The 20,616-nt window shown below is 46.1% G+C and carries 14 protein-coding genes, 2 tRNA genes and 1 pseudogene; 10 read left to right on the top strand and 7 right to left on the bottom strand.

Annotation, left to right across the window (positions count from 1 at the left end; genetic code table 11):
* Window positions 1-118 precede the first annotated feature (118 nt).
* Window positions 119-1,714, top strand: coding sequence for an IS1634 family transposase (locus EO92_RS10875; protein WP_052734340.1), 1,596 nt, complete (start codon window positions 119-121; stop codon window positions 1,712-1,714).
* Window positions 1,715-2,075: 361 nt separating this feature from the next.
* On the opposite strand, the gene EO92_RS10870 is transcribed toward EO92_RS10875, so the two are convergent.
* A tRNA-Val gene (locus EO92_RS10870) sits at window positions 2,076-2,149 on the bottom strand.
* 363 nt (window positions 2,150-2,512) lie between these two features.
* Here EO92_RS10870 and EO92_RS10865 point away from each other — a divergent pair.
* Window positions 2,513-3,277, top strand: a complete 765-nt coding sequence (locus tag EO92_RS10865) for an A24 family peptidase C-terminal domain-containing protein (protein WP_048171542.1) — start codon at window positions 2,513-2,515, stop codon at window positions 3,275-3,277.
* Between the two features lie 165 nt (window positions 3,278-3,442).
* On the opposite strand, the gene EO92_RS10860 is transcribed toward EO92_RS10865, so the two are convergent.
* From EO92_RS10860 to EO92_RS10835, 6 genes are all read right to left on the bottom strand, one after another.
* A complete protein-coding gene (locus EO92_RS10860) occupies window positions 3,443-4,030 on the bottom strand; it encodes a cobalt-precorrin-7 (C(5))-methyltransferase (RefSeq protein ID WP_048171540.1) in 588 nt (195 codons plus the stop codon).
* A 46-nt stretch (window positions 4,031-4,076) separates the two neighbouring features.
* On the bottom strand, window positions 4,077-5,102 hold the full coding sequence (locus EO92_RS10855; protein ID WP_048171538.1) for a cobalt-precorrin-5B (C(1))-methyltransferase: 1,026 nt from the start codon (window positions 5,100-5,102) through the stop codon (window positions 4,077-4,079).
* 633 nt (window positions 5,103-5,735) lie between these two features.
* Window positions 5,736-7,958 carry a DNA mismatch repair endonuclease MutL gene (mutL, locus tag EO92_RS10850; protein ID WP_048171536.1) on the bottom strand — a complete coding sequence of 741 codons (2,223 nt, stop codon included), beginning with the start codon at window positions 7,956-7,958 and terminating at the stop codon, window positions 5,736-5,738.
* Window positions 7,959-8,074: 116 nt separating this feature from the next.
* A complete protein-coding gene (mutS, locus tag EO92_RS10845) occupies window positions 8,075-10,786 on the bottom strand; it encodes a DNA mismatch repair protein MutS (RefSeq protein ID WP_048171535.1) in 2,712 nt (903 codons plus the stop codon).
* Window positions 10,787-11,625: 839 nt separating this feature from the next.
* Window positions 11,626-11,703: transfer RNA gene (locus EO92_RS10840), tRNA-Pro, on the bottom strand.
* Window positions 11,704-11,863: 160 nt separating this feature from the next.
* Window positions 11,864-12,424, bottom strand: coding sequence for a CDP-alcohol phosphatidyltransferase family protein (locus tag EO92_RS10835; protein WP_156165792.1), 561 nt, complete (start codon window positions 12,422-12,424; stop codon window positions 11,864-11,866).
* Between the two features lie 309 nt (window positions 12,425-12,733).
* On the opposite strand from EO92_RS10835, the gene EO92_RS10830 reads away from it, so the two are divergent.
* From EO92_RS10830 to mtbB, 8 genes and pseudogenes are all read left to right on the top strand, one after another.
* Window positions 12,734-13,882 (top strand): (Fe-S)-binding protein, encoded by a 1,149-nt coding sequence (locus EO92_RS10830; RefSeq protein WP_048171531.1) that lies wholly within the window; start codon window positions 12,734-12,736, stop codon window positions 13,880-13,882.
* Window positions 13,883-14,875: 993 nt separating this feature from the next.
* On the top strand, window positions 14,876-15,517 hold the full coding sequence (gene mtbC / locus EO92_RS10825) for a dimethylamine corrinoid protein MtbC (protein WP_048134375.1): 642 nt from the start codon (window positions 14,876-14,878) through the stop codon (window positions 15,515-15,517).
* A 25-nt stretch (window positions 15,518-15,542) separates the two neighbouring features.
* Window positions 15,543-17,030, top strand: a pseudogene (gene mttB, locus EO92_RS10820) ([trimethylamine--corrinoid protein] Co-methyltransferase).
* A gap of 32 nt (window positions 17,031-17,062) precedes the next feature.
* Window positions 17,063-17,713, top strand: a complete 651-nt coding sequence (locus EO92_RS10810; RefSeq protein ID WP_048171528.1) for a B12-binding domain-containing protein — start codon at window positions 17,063-17,065, stop codon at window positions 17,711-17,713.
* Between the two features lie 485 nt (window positions 17,714-18,198).
* Window positions 18,199-19,260, top strand: coding sequence for a DMT family transporter (locus EO92_RS10805; protein WP_200896768.1), 1,062 nt, complete (start codon window positions 18,199-18,201; stop codon window positions 19,258-19,260).
* 1 nt (window position 19,261) lies between these two features.
* Window positions 19,262-19,558 carry a hypothetical protein gene (locus EO92_RS10800; RefSeq protein WP_048162861.1) on the top strand — a complete coding sequence of 99 codons (297 nt, stop codon included), beginning with the start codon at window positions 19,262-19,264 and terminating at the stop codon, window positions 19,556-19,558.
* Between the two features lie 20 nt (window positions 19,559-19,578).
* Window positions 19,579-19,728, top strand: coding sequence for a hypothetical protein (locus EO92_RS18305; RefSeq protein ID WP_200895032.1), 150 nt, complete (start codon window positions 19,579-19,581; stop codon window positions 19,726-19,728).
* Window positions 19,729-19,788: 60 nt separating this feature from the next.
* Window positions 19,789-20,616, top strand: an 828-nt coding sequence (mtbB, locus tag EO92_RS10795; RefSeq protein ID WP_048171570.1) for a [dimethylamine--corrinoid protein] Co-methyltransferase, incomplete at its 3' end; no start/stop codon positions are given.

Raw genomic sequence — 20,616 nt, 5'->3', positions numbered from 1 at the left:
TATAATTCTCAACTTTGGACTAGTTTTGCTGACCTTCCGCAGATGTCTGACAAATTTATTCTTTTTTCTCGTTAATATATAAATATCAAAAATGTCGTATTCTGCTTCGGATTTCATTATGTTTGTTACAACACGTTCTCTTGATCATCATGGAATTGTTTCTGGCATTTATGATGAACTTGAAATTGGAAAAGTGATCGATGAAGTGCTGCCCAAAATTGGGCAGCACAAATTATCTCATTCTATTGTAGTAAAAGCAATGATCCTCAACTGTCTTGGTTTCGTAGACAGTCGTCTTTACATGTACTCTCAGTATTTTGAAACTCTTCCTGTTGAAAGACTCCTTGGTTCCGGGATCAGTGCATGTGACCTTACTGATGATGTTTTAGGTCGAACTCTTGATGAAATCTATGAAGCAGATTCGACTCAACTTTTCATGAAACTTGCCTTGAAAATGATGGGAATCGTGAACATCAGGACTCAACTTCTTCAATGTGACACTACCAATTTTAGCGTTTATGGAGATTACAACCATATAGATGGCAGTTCTGCCATCGAAATCACATATGGTCATGCAAAAGACGGTAGAGATGACCTTCAACGTTTTGGACTTGGGATTATAACAAATCAATATGGAATCCCATTATTTGCAAAAGCTTACTCTGGTAATGCATCAGATAAAGAAACCATAATTGAGGCAATGAAAAAGCTTCAAGAAAACATAACTTTCCCTGATGATGTTTATTACATAGCTGACAGTGCTCTCTATTCTGACAATAACATCAAATCAATGAGAAAAGGTATGAAGTGGATTACTCGTGTTCCTTCAACACTAAAGCTTTCAAGAGATTTGTTGATTTCTGATCTTGAGTTTAAACAAGGAGAAGACACTCGATATTCATTTTATGAAACCATTGTTGGATATGGTGGTATCGAGCAAAAATGGGTAATTGTCCATTCATCTGAGATGCAGAAAAGAAAAGATGTTACTTTTGAAAAGAAAATCAAAAGGATTGTCAAAGAAGCTCAAAAAGAACTCAAAGATCTAAAAAGGATAGAGTTTGCCTGTGAAGATGATGCCAGAGCAGCTCTGGAAAGATGGATGAAAGAGAATCCTTACTGTTTACTTGAAAACGTAGAGATTTCAACAGTTTCAACAAGGGAAAACGGCAAGAGAGGAAGACCGAAGAAGGATGAAAAGCTTATAGTCCACTATGTTATTAATGCAGAAGCAGTTAGGAATGAAGAAATTACACTGAATGAAAAAGAGCATCAAGGAAGGTTTATAATTGCAAGCAATGATCTTAATCTTGATGCTGAAAAAATGCTGGATTACTACAAGAATCAAAGTAAGGTTGAAAAAGGGTTCAGGTTCATAAAGGATAAAAGTTTCAGGGTTTCAGATGTTTATTTGAAAAAACCTCAAAGAATTGAAGCTCTATCAATGGTAATGGTATTAACCCTAATGATTTACTCGGTAGCGGAATGGAAATTAAGAGAAAGGTTAAAAGAAACAGGGGAAACAATACTTGACCAGGTTAAAAAACAAACTCAAAAGCCCACTTTGAAGTGGGCTTTTATCCTAATGAGGGGGATTACAGAAGTAAAAGTGGAAATTGATTCTAAAGTAGTAACTCAAATTGCCAACATGAATGAAGTTAAGGCCAAGATAATAAGGTTGATGGGGAAAAATTGTGAAAAATACTACTTTTGAGTGGAGATCTGCGGAAAGGCAGGTTTTGGCCTTATTTCAGCTATTTTTTGCTCTAAAAAAGTTAAAGTAGGCTCCAATTTCTCACGCTAGAATTATTCAGACATGTTAGTACACGTCTATAACAAAAATAATTGAATCTAGAGTGAGTAATTGGGGTATATGCTATCAATTTTGAGTAGAATTTGAGAGGGCTCTACCTCGCAAAACTCTACTCTTTTTCTTATTCGGATCTCTTTGGATAAAGAGCTTAATTGTGAACTTAAAGTTACACAACCAGAAAGTAAAATCTTACCTTGAAGCAAGAGTTGAAGCATTAGAAAAGAAGCTCAATACGCTCTTAGAATCCGTAAAAAAAGAGAAGTGGGCCCGCTGAGATTCGAACTCAGGACCTCCGCCGTGTGAAGGCGACGTCATAACCGGCTAGACCACGAGCCCATGGATTGCATTTGAAAATTAATAAGAGTTAAGCAACCATAAAATAGAACTTCTTATGTATAAGCTTATCGCTTGCGAGCTGATTTTGGGCTTGACCGGACCTGTTATGTAATTACTTTTTATATTTTTGCCTCAGGGGCCTTTATTTTTTGTACTTTTTGAGGGTTTTGAAGGATGAAGACCCACTTGCAGGGGTTTTTCAGTCTACGGGTGGAACTTTTGATGATCTGTTGGTGATCTGTTGGTGATCTGTTGATGATCTGTCGAAGATCTGTCCGGGAATCTTCAATCAGGCGATAAAGTAATGAAGTAATGGAGTAATAATGTAAATAACTATAGAAATAATTTAATTGATTGGTTTGTATGATCGAAATCCTGAAAATCCTCTTCACCATGCCGTTTTTGCTCTACGCATGCTATACAGACTTGAAGGAGCGCAGAGTCTCAAACAGGTTATGGAAGTACATGCTTGCATCGGGTTCGGTATTTGTAATCTATGACGTTTATACTGGAGGGATTCCCTACCTTAAATCTCTAATTTTTTCCGGAGTTATTGTTTTCGTTTCGATTTACATCCTTTTCCAGCTTGGAGCCTTCGGGGGCGGGGATGCAAAGGGGCTGATAGTGCTTTCCATCTTATTTCCGCTCTATCCGGTTTTCCTGTTATCGGAAGAGCTTTATCCTTTGCTAGGGCTGCCTCCTGTAGGGCTCTTTGCCTTCACGGTGCTGGAAAATGCTCTCCTGGTAACGACGCTCGTGCCTCTCGGGATGTTCTGCTACAATGCCCTGCATTTCTCGCCTGAAATGCTTAAAAAGCCCTTATACATGTTTATCGGGTACAGGACTGAGGTATCCTCTCTGAAAAGGAAGGAACATCTGGCCTTGCTTGAAAAGTTCGAGCTTGATGAAAACGGAATCGTCATCAGGAAGTTTGCGCGGACAGGGCTCGACTTTGATGCGAACCTGAAGCCCGAACTTGGGGAATACGTAAAAAAAGGGCTTATTGAAAAGGAAGTCTGGGTTACCCCGGGCCTGCCTTTTATGCTCTCAATTACAGCAGGCTTTATAACCGCAGTCGTTTTCGGGGATTTAATCTTTTACGCTGTCTTTAGCTTTCTCGGGGTCTGAACCTAACATCTACTGAATAAACCCAACCTCTACGGAATAAACCCGACGTCTACGGAATAAACCGGGCATCTGTGAAAATTTTAGGACCGGCTGAACCGGGATTTCTCCCTGTTCTCCTTCTTTTCTTTTTCCACTCTCTTTTTTTCCACTCTCTTTCCCCGTTTTTCATCTTTTCTGCACGATAAGCAGCCCGTAGAGAATTGTTTCTGCAATTGGGGGATTATCAGGAGTGCCTTTTGCGATCCTTTCTTCGGGGTAGCCGAGGTTTTCACAGGTATAAAGTTCAGCGTTAATTCCAAGTTCTTTAAGGATTTCTGCAACCTCGCAGGAGCCGAATGTCTCTTCCGGCAGCAGGAAAATGTTTCTTCCGTTCTTCAATTCCTGGATCAGTTCGGCTTTTGCAGGTTCAAAGTCCCTGCCGTGGGCTGTTATTGCACAGAGGTTCGTCAGGTTTACCTTTGTACGGGCACAGGCTGCCTGCATTGAAGAAATTCCGGGAATTATGGTATCATTTTTCCCTGCAAATTTCCCGAGCCCGGAAAACATGGGGTCTCCTGTTGATAGGACAACGGCATCTGCGGGCAGGAGATGGAGCGACTTATAGTCTTTAATCGTTTTTGCTTCGCAGGTAATATGTTCCTGTGCGAGCTCAAGGGCTCTTTTTGCACCGTAAACCACTGATGCCTTTCTTATCGCCCTTATCCCTTCTTCCGTGAGCATGCCGGGTCCGACCCCGACTCCTACCACAATCATAGTTTTTCTTCCCCTTTGTCCGGTTCAAGTTTTTTGAGTTTAATTCTCACTTTTGTTTCTCGCTCTTGCTGTCCATCAGGACAGACCCGTCCCTGTCAATTACAACGATTCTTGCGCCCTTTCCTTTTTCGACTGCCATTTCAAAGGCTTCTTTCAGGCGCTCGTGTTCCGGAGCCTTTTCAAGCATCTCAACAACGGTTGCATATCCGCTGTTCTCAAGCATCTCAGGGTTTCCCCATTTCAGGACAAGACCCGGAAGCCCGCAGATTATGACATCGCCTGAAGCGTTATCAAGCCCTTCCGAAATCCTGCTCCCGACCATAACAACGGTGTATTCAGGGAAGAGCATATGAGAATAACGCATTCCTATTCGGCCCGTAGTCAGAACCACTCTATCCGTGCAGCGGATAAGGTCTCCTTTCATCTCTCCCAGATGGTCGTTCCAGGGCTCAACAAAACCTGTGCTCCCGAGGACAGAAATCCCGCCTTCGACTCCTATCCTGCTGTTCAGAGTCTCTTTTCCTATCCTTTCCCCTTCAGGGATCGAAATCGTGACCTCAGCTCCCTGTAAACCCAGTTCCTCTACAGCTTCCTGCACTGCAGCCCTGATCTGTTCCATGGGTTTTGGGTTGATGGCCGGGTTGCCCTTCGAGACCTGGAGCCCGTCCCTTCTTACAACCCCTATGCCCTTTCCGCCGAAGATGCTGATCCCATCTGCCTCCCTGGCTTCGCCAACAAATTCAAGCCCCCGGGTAATATCGGATTCGTGGTCGTTAAGGATCTTCTTTACAACTGCACGCCCTGGAGAGGATTCGCTGACTTCAAGGTAGGCTCTCAGTCCTACCGGGGTGGGAACGGATACGCTGTCAACTGTTTTTTTAAGGGAAAGCACAGCGGCTTTTGCAGCGGCACTGGCTGTGGTTCCTGTGGTATATCCTCTCTTGAGTACGGACCCGTCACTCAGGACCACGATCATCCCGGACGCCACGTTTTTTTCAAGCTCTTCCCTGGGCAGCCCGGTACGGGCAATCCATTCTTCAGGGATCTTGAAATTGTTAACAGGATCTATCATGGAAGAATACTCGGAGGTTTTTTATTATAAATGTATTGACCTGAAAACCGGGAACTAATTGGAAGAGAAGAGCCTCAACAAAACACAACTGATTCTTATGAAATACCTAGGGGTTCCTATACAAACACGAACAAGAAGACTGACTTCTGGGAAAAGGTTACTGGACTCCGGGAAAAAGGTTACTGGATTATAGAGAACAGTCAGTGGATTATCGAAAAAGATCAATGGACAGTGTAAAATTCCCCGGACAATATAGAAAAGAGTGGCATCATTCCAGGAGTGGGGATTTTTTCGTTTTTCTGGAAGTTGGGGTTTGTTGGGGTTTGAATGGGGGGTACCATTCTTGTTGGGGTTTGGGGGGTTGGTGTGTGAAAAATAGCCTTGTGGAATGATGCCTATTTGATGTCAGTACTCGCCTGACACCTATCTTACATTTCAGTTATATTATATAAATCTATAGGGATATAAAGGTAAATGTTCAGTGAAAATCCTCTATATCTCTTCATAACCACTCACCAGTATTCTTTCTATGCGCTACGTCGAAAGATTGAGTTTTTTATAGGGGCGTCCACTCTCCTGAACAGCCCCCTTCCCCTGATTTTCTCAACTTTTTCTTTTTTCCGGGAATCCTATTCACTGAGTTCTTGCAAACATGCGGTCCAGTTCGCCTTTTGTAAAGGTTATCACTGTTGGTCTCCCGTGCGGGCAGGAATAAGGGTTTTCGGCTGCTTTGAGCTGTTCTATCAGCTCTTCCATCTGCCTTGAGTTGCAGGCTGCCCCTCCTTTGATTGCTGCCCTGCAGGCAAGGGTCTTGCTCACCTTTTCCGAGACCCCTGTATCTCTTTTGACCTTTCCTTCAGCCAGAAGGTCAGATATCACGTCATGGATTACGCTGGTATCCTCTAGCCGTCCGAAAACCTCAGGGACAAAGGTAACGACATAGGTATTGTCCCCGAATTCCGAGATCCCGAAGCCGTACTCCTCCAGATAAGGGATATACTCCTCCATGAGCACCTTTTCTTTCGGGGTGAGTTCTATCACTACAGGGGCGATCAATTCCTGCACCCTGGACTTTTTCGTTCTCAGGACCTGCTCATAAAGGATACGCTCATGGGCTGCATGCTGGTCGATTATTACAAGGTCTTCCCCTTTTTCGGCAAGGATGTACATCTTAGAGGTCTGGCCTATGACCCGCAGGTCTTCGAAAAGATCGGTGTTTGCTTTTTGCTTCGGCTTTTTACTTTGCCTCTCCCCTGCATTTATTCTTTCATTTACCTTTTCCCCCGTCTTCGCACTGATCAGTTCTCTTTCTTTCTCTCCTGTCTTCTTCTCTTCCTTTTCTCCTGCTTTCGTCTCTTCCTTTTCCCCTGTCTTTTTACTGATCAGTTCTCTTTCTTTCTCCCCTATCTTTTCCTCTTCTTTTTCTCCTGCTTTCTCCTCTTCCTTGTTACTGACCTGATCTCTTCCCCTCAGGACTTCCTGGACTCCTACCCTTTCTGCATCCAGGAGGCGCTCGGATTTCTTTAGCCTCCTCTCCGTATCCTTTATCGGGTAGGTATAAGCTTCGGATTTTTCTCTCAGGAGTCTACTGCCGCTTTCAGGAACCCTGGCTTCCTCTTGAACCTCTGCTTCCTTTCCAGTATCCCTTCCAGTTTCTTTTCCGGCTGCTTTCCCTATTTCCTCTGTTGCTCCCTTTTCCGACAGAGTTACAGGGGTTTCCGGGGCCTGAATTTTTCCTGAGGAACCTGAACCCTCGAAGGTTTTCTGAAACCTTCTTCCATCTTTTTCCCTTACCACGGGTGCAAGCCCGTGTTCCGAAAGGACCTTTTCAACTGCACGAATGACTGCATCCCCTACCTCCTTTTCCCGGCTGAAACGGACTTCGGCTTTGCGGGGGTGTACGTTTACGTCCACCTCTCCCGGATCGAGGGTAAGAGCAAGCACTGCCACAGGATAGCGGCCTTTAGGGATCTTTGTGTAATATCCTTCGCGGACAGATGTGCTGATAGCTCTTGAAGTGACAGGGCGTGTGTTTACGAAAACATAAAGCTGGTCGCTTCCTCCCCTGTGGGTTTCGGGTTTTGAGATATATCCCCGGAGTTCAAAGTCTTCTGTCCTGTACTCAAGGGGCAGCATTGAACGTGCCGTATCAGGGCCGAGCAGGTTGACCATGCTTTTCAAAAGGCCGCTTGAACCCGTATTTTTTATGATTGGCTTTCCTTCACTGAGCAGGGTAAAGGAAATTCCCGGATTTGCCAGGGCAAGCCTTGTAATGGTATCTGTGATATGGGCAAGTTCGGTGCGGTCGCTTTTCAGGTACTTGCGCCTTGCAGGTGTGTTATAAAAAAGGTCTTTTACGTGTATCGAGGTCCCCGGAGCCGTGCCTGCATCAGATGTTTCCTGCACCTTTCCTCCGTGGATGACCATTTTTGTGCCGGTAATCTCTTCCGGGGGACGGGTAATGATCTCTACCTTTGCAATGGCGGTAATTGAAGCAAGAGCTTCTCCCCTGAACCCCATTGTTGAGACCGTATCAAGGTCTTCGATCTTTGTGAGTTTGCTTGTTGCGTGTTTTTTGTATGAAAGGAGAGTATCGGCCCTGCTCATCCCGCAACCGTTGTCCCGGATAAGGATGGAATGTTTTCCCCCCTTTTCTACCTCGATGCGGATTTCCGTTGCTCCGGCATCGATTGAGTTGTCCACAAGTTCCTTTACCACGGATGCCGGGCGTTCTATTACCTCCCCGGCTGCGATTTTATTTATCGTGTCCCTGTCGAGAATCCGGATTTTATTACCCTGATTTTCTATCTGACTTTCCATCATCTCTTCCAGCTTTTCTTCAACCTGCTCCGTCATTTGTTTTTCACTTTTCCTTTCCTTTGCCCTTCATCTGCCTTTTATCCGCCCTTTCATCTGTTTTCCCTGATCCCTTGCTCTATCAAGGTGGGCAATCTCTTAGCCCATTTTTCTTTTTAACCAAGCAGTTTTTTCAGCTCATGGAGTTTGTTCATGGCTTCTATTGGCGTCATCTCATCCACGTTCAGCTTTTTCAGGGATGCTTCCACAGGGCTCAACCCCTTTGCTCTTTCCGGATTCCCATTGCCGCTTCCGGGGTCGAAAAGCATCATCTGGGTATAGCGTGCACTTGCTTTGCTTTTCCTCTTTTTCCCGTTTTCGCTATCCTCTGTTTCTTCAAACACGTTTTCCCTTTCAAGCTCCTTAAGGATCTCGTTTGCCCTTTCGATCACCTTTTCCGGGACTCCGGCAAGCCTTGCAACCTGGATCCCGTAACTTTTGTCTGTTGCTCCGGGGACGATTTTCCGCAGGAAAACTAACTCGTGGCCGTCTTCTTTTACTGCAATATGGTAGTTTTTGACCCGCTTTAATTTCTCTTCAAGGGCTGTAAGCTGGTGATAATGGGTCGCAAAAAGAGCCCTGACCCCAACCTTTCCCCTGTTGTGCAGGAACTCCACAACTGCTTTTGCGATGCTGTACCCATCATATGTGCTCGTCCCCCTGCCTATTTCGTCAAGCAGTACAAGACTTCGGGGACTTGCGTTATTCAGGATATTTGCAAGCTCCACCATCTCAACCATAAAAGTGCTCTGTCCGCTTGCAAGGTCGTCAAAAGCCCCTATCCTTGTAAAGACCTGGTCAATCATTCCTATGGATGTGTGGGATGCCGGAACAAAGGAGCCTGCCTGAGCCATAATTGCAATAAGGGCGGTCTGGCGCATGTAGGTGGACTTTCCTGCCATATTCGGGCCTGTAACAAGCAAAAACTGGTTCTCCTTGCAGTCCATTTCGGTATCATTGGGTACAAAGCCTCCTGATACGGTACTTTCGACTACTGGATGCCGCCCGTCCCTGATAAGGATCCTGCAGTCTTCGGTGAGCTGCGGCCTTGTATAGTTGTTGTTTTCTGCAACTTCGGCAAGGTCTGCAAGGACATCAAGGGTGCCCAGTCTTTCTGCTGTTTCCTGGAGTTCTCTTGAATGCGCTGAAAGGGCCTGTGTGAGTTCAGTGAAGATTTCGTATTCCAGAGCCACTGCCTTTTCGTTTGCTGTCAGAATCAGGCTTTCTTTTTCTTTAAGCTCGGGGGTAAAGAAACGCTCGGCATTTGACATAGTCTGTTTTCTTATATAGTCCTCAGGCACCTGGCTGCTGTTTGCATTGGTAACCTCGATATAATAACCAAAGACCTTATTGTATCCGACTTTCAGGGACTTGATCCCGCTTCTCTCTTTTTCCTTCTGCTGAAAAGCTGCAATCCACTGTTTGCTGTTGCTTGCAATATCCCGGAGCTCGTCAAGTTCCGGACTGTACCCGGACTTTATCATTCCGCCATCCCGAACGGTTACAGGAGGCTCTTCAACAATTGCTTTTTCAATCATCTCAGCCAGGTTTTCCAGTTCCGAAAAGGCTGCAAGCCCTTCTGCAATCTCTTTTAATATTTCTGGCCCGGCTTTTTCCAGCAGGCAGTCCCGGATAGAAGGTACGACGTCCATGGACTTTTTCAGGGCTACGAGGTCCCTTGCGCTGGCATTTCCGTATACTATCCTTCCTACCAGGCGTTCGATGTCTCTTACGTCTGAGAGCCAGTCCCTTATATCGTAGCGGAGCAGAGAGTCTTCTGCCAGTTCTTCTACGGCATCCAGCCTGTGGTTTATATTTTCTACGGAAAGAAGGGGCTTTAAAAGCCATTTTTTCAGGATACGGCTTCCCATAGGTGTCCGTGTGCAGTTCAGGGTCCGATAGAGGGAGTTTTCGTCTCCCCCCTCCCTCACGTTTTTCACGATTTCGAGGTTGCGCAGGGTAATCGAATCCAGGACCATGAACTCGGTGTTTGAGTAGGTCCTGAGGGTATTGATATGGGCAAGGTCCCTCATCTGGGTAGTTTTTGCATACTCAAGGGCAGCCCAGGCGGAGTAAACTGCAAACTCCAGCTTTTCGCAGCCCATGCCCTCGAGGGTTGCGACCCCGAAATGGCTTTTCAGGTTTTCTCCGGCTTCCTCGGGTCCGAAAATCTCGGGAGCAAATTCCTGCACAATTGTCTGGTCCTTTAACCTGGCTACAAGTTCCGGATTCCCGTACAGGGACGGGGGCAGGATGCATTCTGCAGGGTGCATACGGGCAAGTTCGCTGAGGAGCTTTTCAAAGCTTTCCGAGTCTGTAAACTGGGTTGTAAGGAACTCCCCTGTCGAAATGTCGAGGAAGGAGATCCCGAATTCCATTTCTTTTTCTCCGCTTTCTCCACTTTTTCCGGATTTTCCTATCTCCCTTCCTGCAACTGCCATGAGGTAATTGTTTGAGGCATCCGAAAACATGGAAGAATCTATTGCTGTTCCCGGGGTTACCACCCTTACAACTCCCCGCTTTACAACCCCTTTTGCCTGCTTCGGGTCTTCGAGCTGTTCACAGATGGCTACCTTGTACCCCTTATTTATTAGCCTAGGCAGGTAGGTGTCAATGGCATGGTAGGGAATTCCTGCAAGCGGCATTTTCTCCCCTGTTTTGTCTTTCCCCCGTGCAGTCAGGGTAATTCCAAGTTCTTTCGCAATGGTTTTTGCGTCTTCCCCAAAGGATTCGTAGAAGTCTCCCATCCTGAAGAAGATAAGGGCGTCAGGGTATGCCTGCTTGGCTTCGTAGTACTGACGCATTGCAGGGGTCATCATTTCTGTCATTTTTCAACTCACTGTAAGCCTTGAATCGTTAATATCTACAGTTAATATCTAAATCTGGAACGGGGATATATGAATAAGCGGCTGTTTCAGCTAAGCAGCATGGTTCTTTTCCGCATGTCAGTTTGAGTCATTTTGAATATCATTTTGAATATCATTTTGAATATCATTTTGAACATCATTTTGAATATCAGGTTAAAATACTATGTCTTTATCTTGAATCATGCTTCTTATATATAATTTAACAATTCGGTATTGTAAGCCTTATTAAAGGAGGAATTGCCCTGAACCGGGAAAAATTAGTTGAAGTCTGTCCTGTCTGCGGGAATGCGGATATCTATTATGAGGTTGGCGGGTATGCAGGTGCGGTCTACCACTGCAAGGAATGCGGGTATATCGGAGCTTTCGTTGTTGAGGCTAATGAGGAAATGATTGAGAAAATCAAGGAGAAGTATAAGCGGGAAAAGGGGAAGGAAGATAAATTACACTAATTCTATATTTTTTGGGGTGGGGTTAATCGGCTGATATTGTTCCGGGGTAACCTTACTCGCATCTTCAACTTCCCTATCCTTTCGCCCTTTGTATGCAGCAGATCATAACTTGCCTGTATCCGAGTTTTCAAGTCCTCTTTTCTGTTTAGGAAAGGCCGCCTGCTTCGCAGTTGTTGAGAGCCCGGGGCCCAAAAAACAAATTCAAAAACGTGGTCACAGCCCTTTAACTATAAGCTCAAAAACGATGAAAGGGGCTGAAAATAGGAATTACGCAGCAAATCAGATATTTTAAAAACGTGTAATGAAAAATCCAATAAAACATGTAAAAAAGTCTAAGGTTGAATAAGAGTTTGGTGGGGCCGCTGAGATTCGAACTCAGGTCGCAAGACCCCCAGCCTTGCAGGATGGACCAAGCTACCCTACGGCCCCGCAGAGTAATTATGCTTTTCAGACGGCAACGGTCCTATGCTTGCTTGCCATCATCCAACTATTGTAATCAAACATGTAGTATAAATGTATATCGGTTGGGGGGCGCCAGCAGGGGATGTTCTTTAATTTTTTTATTTGTTCGGATCTCCGGATTTTGGCTTCAGGGTTTCTGAAATTCGGATTCGGGAAGCTTACTCAGGATACTTTTTGCCCGCAGAACCCTCTGGATGATGGTGATGTGGGAGAAGATGGCTATTAGCACAAGAGCCCAGCCAAGAAGGCCTAAAAGGGCGCCTAAAGCCAGGATGAGCATCCTTTCAGTGCGTTCGGCAATTCCTATAGACAGCTTCCGGCAGCCTGCGGACTCTGCCCGGGCGCGGGTGTAGCTCACCAGAAAAGAACCTATAAGGGCAAAGCCAGCCCAGAGCCAGACTTCTATCCCGAGGACGGGGGTAAAGCCAAGTCTGCCGTAAATCGCCCCGGCCATTATTCCAAGAAACATCAGCCCGTCGGAATAGCGGTCGCAGACCGAGTCCAGCACTCCTCCGAAAGGAGTGGTCCTGCCTTTTGCTCTTGCGACTCCGCCGTCAAGGATATCAAAAACCCCGCTGAGGAGAATCAGGAGCCCTCCTTCAAAAGGTTTGCCAAGGGCGAATGCAGCTCCTGCAGCCACGCTTACTGCAAAACCCAGCAGGGTAAGGGTGTTTGGGGAGAGGGGTATTGAACGGGCAAACGGAATTACCAGCTTTCTTGTGCTGTTTTTCAGGTCTTCGAATATTTCAATCCCTTCCTTTTATCTGGTTATTCCTTTTATCTGACTATTCCTTTTTATCTGGCTATTCCTTTTATCTGACTATTAATAGTGCATATCTGGATATTAGTCTTATCCTTTTTCTAAATATTTTGGGCTTCAGGGATGGAATTCTCCTGAAAGAGGTTTTAAGGACCGCTAGGTTTTAAGGATCGCTATATTTTTAGGATCGCTATAATAATGAAGTCGCATGAGTTTAAAATGATGTGGAGTTAAAATATGAATATAGTGGAAAAACACAGGGAAAAATGTACGCAATGCGGACAGTGCCTTGAGGTCTGCCCTCGATATGATGATCTCAGTTTGCTTGACCTACTTTACGGGTATCTGGACGAGACTACTGGAATTGATCCTGCTTCCCTGCTGCGCTGCCTGACCTGCGGGCTTTGTGCCGAAGCCTGTCCCGAAGGGCTTGGGCTCAAGATGCTTATTTCTCCTGCCCGGCAGAAATGGGTAAGTGAAAACGGCCTCACGGACAGGCAGACTATGGCGGACCCTGAGGCTGAAAATAATATCTTCAAAAAGGTTGGTGAAATGGATGAGATTCCTGCGTACATAGACAGTCCTGGCCCTGTCGTGTATTTCCCGGGATGCGCCGGCACCTATATTAACAAAAATATGGCACAGGCTGTTGTTGTCCTTCTGGAAAAGGCGGGGGTCGATTACACTGTCCTGAGCGGGCTTGAATACTGCTGCGGCGCAGTATCTGCAGGTGCCGGAAACCCGGGTCCCATCCGCAGGCATGGGCAGCAAAATATCGATGAGGTCAGGAAAAGAGGGGCAAAAATCCTTCTTACATCTTGCCCCGGCTGCTTTAAGGCTTTTAAGGAAATCTATCCAAAAATGTTCGGGGAAATGGACTTTGAGGTGTTACATGTCTCTCAGTACCTGGAACGCCTTTTAAAAGAAGGTAAACTTACTCCGGAAACAACCCTCAAACACAGGGTATTTTACCACGACCCCTGTCATCTGACTCGGGGCATGGGCGTCTACAGGGAAGCAAGAAACGTGCTTGAAAATATCCCCGGCACCAAGCTTGCAAATAAAACTCCTGAAGGTTCGGCTTGCTGCGGTTTTGGTGGAGGCGTAAGGGTCAATTATCCCTCCGAGTCTATTTCTGTAGCTTCTGATCGTTTTCGGGCTGCCAAAAAACTGGGCTGCGGCATAATTATAACCAACTGCGGGGGCTGTATGCAGAACCTTGTCGAAGCCGGAAAGGATGAGAAAATAAAGATCTTTGACCTCGCCGAATACCTTTCCCTTGCTTGTGGAGTAAACATACCACGGGAAGATCAGAAACTGCTTGAGCTTGTAAACAGAGCTTACAGCTTATGTATTTCTGGTTATAAAGAACCAGATTTATCATAAATTCTCTTTGTGATTCCCTCTATAACTCTTCCGTTTCTATTTTTCTCTTCATTTTTTATTTTTTCGCCTTACCTTCTATTTTATCCTCTTCATTTCTTGCACTTCACGTCTCAGGTTATTCTTTTTTCCATCGTCCCACTTTCTCCCATTTCTTATTTTATGTTCAGAATGTTTTATTCTATGTTCAGAATGTTTTTTTCTCCGGGGCTGCTAGCATTTTAGATATCTATTCTTTTCCTGTGGGCACGAAATTGTAACGAAATTCTGACTCAGAAAAATATGTGATATATAATATTTTCTCTTTTTTCCTGTTTTCTGACCTGAATTCCATTCTGACTCCGGAAAAGAGAAAAAACGATGTTCTAAAAAAGAATTAATTGATCGTCAATCAACTATTTAACTTAAAGTTTTGATGCTAAACAGCATCAGTATCCTTAATACATTCTTGTGCTCTGCATACTGAATTATTGTACTTTTTTAATATTTTTTCAGATTTCTTCCCTATTTACTTTACTTTTCCTTCTCTCACGTCCCCCCAAAAGTCCATTTTCTATGTTTCATATTTATATTTTTCGTTTGATCTTCTCGGATTCTCTCCCAAATACTTCCTCCAAAATGTTTTAACCAAAACTTATTTATATAACTCTCATTTTTGGCATGTATTTTTCAACAAAATATTTATACCAGTAAATTGAACTTTATTCTGGAGACATTTGTAAAGATGAGTACACAGACGGGATTTAAAATGGCACCAAAAATACTCCCTCTGCTAAACTACTCATGAACCCCAATCAGGACAATCATGAATCCTTCATGATTTCGCAGTTTTGCTTGTGGTAATCATGGTTTCCCACCCATGGTGATCATGAGTTACTTCTCGTGCATCTCATGACTCATAGAGCTTGAGCTTGCATCCCAAATTATCATGATTATTCATGTTAATTTCGGGTCGAGACGTCTCCATAGTTCAAAAATTAAAACGGAGGATGCAACATTAGCCAAGAAGAATTACTTCAGGAACTTGCAGGCGCTGTAATCACCTGTAAAAAGGATGCAGTACTCGCTGCCGTTGAAAAGGCAAAAGGAGAACTGGACCCCGCACTAATTATTGAAAAAGGGCTTGCCGCAGGCATGAATGAAGTGGGTGTCCTCTTTGAGAGAGGCAAACTTTTCTTACCCCACGTTATGATGGCTGCCGACGCAATGACCGCCGGAGTCGCAGCTCTTAAGGACCTTATGCCTGAAGGCGCTTCCAGCGCAAAAGTGGCCGTCATTGTGAACGGTACTGTAGAAGGCGACGTCCATGACATCGGCAAATCCATCGTGTCCACAATGCTCCAGTCTGCTGGTTTTGAAGTGCACGACATCGGCCGCGATGTTCCTGTCATGAACTTTATCCAGAAGGCAAAGGAAGTCAATGCTGATATGATCGGGCTTTCTGCTCTTATGACCACAACTCTTCCTGGACAGAAACAAGTTATCGAACTCCTCAAGGAAGAAGGTATGAGAGAAAAAGTAAAGGTCATGATCGGAGGCGCACCCGCAACCCAGGCATGGGCTGACAAGATCGGTGCAGACTGTTACGCAGAAAACGCAAGTGAAGCCGTTGCTAAGGCAAAAGAACTGCTCGTTTAAATCTTTTTTATTCGGAGGTTACAAAATGGCAAAATGTAATGCAGTTGCAGGATTCAACGCACTTAACGGTGTGGAATTAAACCTTTTTACGAACGACGAACTTAAGGCAATTCACTACGCCTCAATGGAAATCCTGATGGACCCCGGTGTCCAGGTCTCTGACCCGGAAGCCAGGCAGATCTTCAAGGAAAATGGCTGTGAAGTTGACGAAAAGACTCAGATTGTAAAGATCCCTGAATATCTCGTAAGAAGAGCTCTTCAGCTCGCTCCCTCCAGGTTTGTCCTCTGGGGCCGCGACAAGAAGCACAACACTGTACAGGAATCCGGCGGAAAGGTTCACTGGACCTGCTTCGGTACCGGTGTAAAGGTTTGCAAGTATCAGGATGGCAAGTACGTAACCGTTGACTCTGTTGAGCAGGACATTGCAGACATTGCAAAGCTCTGTGACTGGGCAGAAAACATCGACTACTTCTCTCTCCCGGTCTCTGCAAGGGATATTGCAGGCCAGGGTGCCCAGGACGTTCACGAGACCTTCACCCCTCTTACTAACACCGCAAAACACTTCCACCACATTGACCCAGTCGGCGAAAACGTCGAATACTACTGGGACATCGCAAAGGCCTACTACGGCGGCGACGAAGAAGAAACAAGGAAAAAGCCTCTTTTCTCCATGCTGCTCTGCCCAACCAGCCCACTCGAGCTCAGTGTCAACGCTTGCCAGGTCATCATTAAGGGTGCCCGCCTCGGTATCCCTGTAAACGTTCTGAGTATGGCAATGTCCGGTGGTTCTGCTCCTGTATACCTTGCAGGAACCCTTGTTACCCACAACGCCGAAGTACTCTCAGGTATCACTCTCGCTCAGCTCACAGTACCCGGAACCAAAGTCTGGTACGGAAGTTCCACCACCACCTTCGACCTGAAGAAGGGTACTGCGCCCGTCGGATCTCCCGAACTCGGCCTGATCAGCGCATCCGTCGCAAAGCTCGCCCAGTTCTATGGCCTCCCCGCATTCGTGGCAGGCACCTAGTCTGATGCAAAGGTCCCGGACGACCAAGCTGGACACGAGAAAACCATGACCTGCCTCCTTCCCTCCCTCGCAGGGGCAAACACCCTCTACGGCGCCGGGATGCTTGAGCTTGGTATGACTTTCTCCATGGAACAGCTCGTTATTGACAACGATATCATCAAGATGACCAAGAAGGCCCTTCTGGGAGTCCCTGTCACTGAGGAAACACTCGCAGTAGAGTCTATCCAGAAAGTAGGCATCGGAAACAACTTCCTCGCCCTCAAACAGACCAGGCAGCTTGTGAACTACCCCTCCGACCCAATGCTCATCGACAGGCGCATGTTCGGTGACTGGGCAGCAGCCGGTTCAAAGGACCTTGCAACCGCTGCACACGAAAAGGTCGTAGACGTTCTCAAGAACCACGTAGTTAAACCAATCGACGCAGACCTCCTCAAGGACATGAAGGCAGTTGTCGACAGGGCTGACAAGGCTTTCAGAGGCATGTAATTACAATATCAGGATATTCAGGAGATCTAAAAATGGCAAGCACAGAAGCAATCATTGCAAAAGCAAAAGACGCAATCACCGATTTTGACGACGAACTCGCAGCAGAAGTTGCAGAAGAAGCTCTTGCAGCAGGGATTGACCCTGTAGAGCTCATTGAGAAGGGCTTTACCGCAGGCATGCTGGAAGTAGGAGAACAGTTCGAACAGGGCACTCTCTTCCTCCCCCATGTACTTGCAGCCGCCGAGGCAATGAACGCAGGTATTGAAGTCATCAAGCCGGAAATGGACAGGCGTAAATCCCAGACTGCAAACCTTGGAACCGTTGTAATCGGAACCATCGAAGGTGACATCCACTCCATTGGAAAGGACATCGTTGCCTCCATGCTCAACATTGCAGGCTTCAAAGTTGTGGACCTCGGAAGAGACGTCCCAATCAGTGCCTTTGTTGAAAAGGTAAAGGAACTCAAACCCCAGATTGTTGCATCCTCCGCTCTTATGACCACCACCATGGTCAACCAGATCCAGATCGAAGAACAGCTCAAAGAAGCAGGTGTTCGCGACCAGGTAAAGACCATGGTCGGTGGAGCTCCATGCACACAGGACTGGGCAGACAAGATTGGCGCAGACATCTACGGTGAAAGTGCCACCGATGTCGTCAGTAAGGTAAAAGCAGCCTTACTCTAAAAGCTCAATAAGCAGAAAATGCAGAAGATCTAATCGAATGCATTTTCTGCCCAATTTTATTTTGTACAGTTTTTGCGAAACCGATAGCTGAGGGTATAAACAAAAAAATTCTTTCATATCTGGTCATACTCACGAGCTACATTAACCATAGAAAGGACTGCGTAGAAGCCTGCTCAGTGTTTAGACTACGGCAATACTAAGGCAAACTTCAAAGCTGCTGATAATTGTTTAAAATGGCAACTTAAGGCAATTGTCAAAAAGCCTGATAACTGCAGTAAAACGGGATAAAAATGGCAATTATAACTGTAGTTAATTATATTTGTAGTACGCCGAAAACTGTAGTCTCTACATTAAATCTAAAAGTTAATCTAGTTCCCTTAAATATAAATGCCCTTAGATAAGGGTTCGCAAGCTGTACTTTCAGACTGTGGAATAGGGTTGGGACGGACTCATACCCTGAGGGAATTCCATAGTGCTTCTGAAAAATGGAGGGATTTTCCGTGGATTTAAAATCTTTAAAAAAACAGGAAAGCAAAAGAAAAATCAGTAAAGGGTACATGTGGGCCCTTTTCTGTGCTGTATTCTGGGGTATCTGGTATCTTCCAGGGACTGTTGTGTGGGTGCTTAACCCATTCGATGAGATGTACAGCGCTATTGCCGAAACCGGAGGAGACGGCTCAGCTCTTATTGTAACTGCCGTGCTGATTACGGCTTTTAATGCACTTACGGTCATGCTAGCGCTCATGCTCTGGAATGGAGTGCTTGGTAAATACGGGGAACTTGTCCGGACAATGAAAGAATTCAACCCGTGTTCCAAGTGGTTCTTCCTTGCCTCGATTTTCGGAGGCCCTATGGCAATTCTCGGTTCGTTCATTGCTATGGGCTTTATAGGCGGAGCATTTGCAGCTGTTGCAGCTCTTCTTTACCCTGTGGTGGGCTCTGTTCTTGCTTACTACTGGTACGGGGAAAAGATCTCCAAGAGAGCGGCAATCGGTATAGGAGTCATCATTTTAGGAGGCATCACGATCTTCGGAGGCGGGCTTCTGACTGAGCTTTCCTCAGGCAACGTCCAGTGGATCGGATATCTTGGAGGTTTGATGGCTGCTGCCGGCTGGGGCATTGAAGGTGCAATCGCAGGAAAAGGTCTCGACATTTCCGAGCCGGACGTGGGGCTGACCCTCAGGTTCCTAGGAGAAAACATTATCTGGTGGATCATTGTTGTTCCAGTGCTTGCAATTCTCGGTTACCCGATGTATTCCTTTGCACTCCAGGCCTTTGAACCCCTGACCATGCTGGTCTTGATTTTCGCAGGGATTACCTTTGGTTTCTGTTATGTCTGCTGGTACAAGTCCTTCCCGCTTATCGGAGTCGGAAGAGGGCAGGGTATTGGAAACCTCTACGGTCTGTTTGCTATCATCTTCATTTTCCTCTTCTTCGGAGATGTCCCGCAGTGGTCTATCCTTGTCGGAGGCACTCTCTGTGTTATTGGTAGTTTCGCTATGATTACGGAAGACACAAGTGCGCTTGAAACTCTGAGAGGTGAGTGAAGTGAGTGGAAACCGGCCTATAAAATTCAGGATTCTGGAGATTTTACTGGATGGGAAAGAACGATGGAACTATGAAATCGTTTCAAAGATCCAGGAAGAGTACGACATGAGGAGCAATTTCCACAGGGACAGCATCAATTTCGACATCCTCGAACTGGCATCCGGAGGGATGCTGAAGGACGTGGAGCAGAAGGTCGATGAAGATGGGATCTACAAGAAAGGTTTCCTCCTGCACAGGTACGTGATCACCGACTTCGGAAAAACCCGTGGCTCTGATGCCTGCCTGAGATATGTGTAATCTTTAACGGAGGTTAAAACATGACACAAACAGCAGCTGCTCTGGAAGCTTACAATGCGTACTGGGCAAACTCCTTCATCCCCGCCGGGGACATTATGTGGATGGTTCTCATCCTGGTCCTGGCATCAATTGCCCTCTGGCAGGCAAGGACCTTCGTGTCCAAGTTCTGAACCCCATAGAATACAGCTTTCCATATCTAATATTGAATACACAATAAATTGGTGATATAAATGGCAACTGAATATGCTTTGAGGATGGGAGACGGTAAACGTATCTTCCTTACCAAAGAAAAGATTGTTGAGGAAATTGAGGCAGGTACGGCTAACGCCGCTGACCTCGGTGAGATTCCTGTCCTCAGTGGTAATGAACTTGAAAAGCTTGCAGAAATTCTGATGATGCCCGGAAAGGCAGTCAGTGTTGAGCAGGGCATGGAAGTTCCTGTAACCCACGATATCGGTACCCTCAGGCTTGACGGGGACCAGGGCAACAGTGGTGTTGGTATTCCTTCCAGCCGTCTTGTCGGCTGCATGATGCACGAGAGGGCCTTTGGTGCCGACACCATGGAACTCGGTCACATCGACTACAGCTACAAACCTGTAAAGCCCGTGGTTTCAAACGAGTGTCAGGCAATGGAAGTCTGCCAGCAGAACATGGTCATCCCTCTCTTCTATGGCGCAATGCCGAACATGGGGCTGTACTATACTCCTGACGGACCCTTCGAGAACCCCGGAGACCTCATGAAAGCTTTCAAGATTCAGGAAGCCTGGGACTCTATGGAACATGCCGCAGAGCACCTCTCCAGGGACACCGTATGGGTTATGCAGAAAATCTTTGCCTCCGGGGCAGACGGTGTGAACTTTGACACCACCGGTGCAGCCGGTGACGCAGACATGTATGGAACCCTCCACGCAATCGAAGCTCTCAGGAAGGAATTCCCGAACATGTACATCGAAGCCGGGATGGCCGGGGAATGTGTACTCGGTATGCACGGCAACCTGCAGTACGACGGTACAACCCTCGCAGGCCTCTGGCCACACCAGCAGGCACCCCTGATCGCA

The sequence above is a fragment of the Methanosarcina sp. 2.H.A.1B.4 genome, from assembly GCF_000979385.1.
Taxonomy (GTDB): domain Archaea; phylum Halobacteriota; class Methanosarcinia; order Methanosarcinales; family Methanosarcinaceae; genus Methanosarcina.
This window is presented reverse-complemented; position numbering and strand designations above follow the sequence as displayed.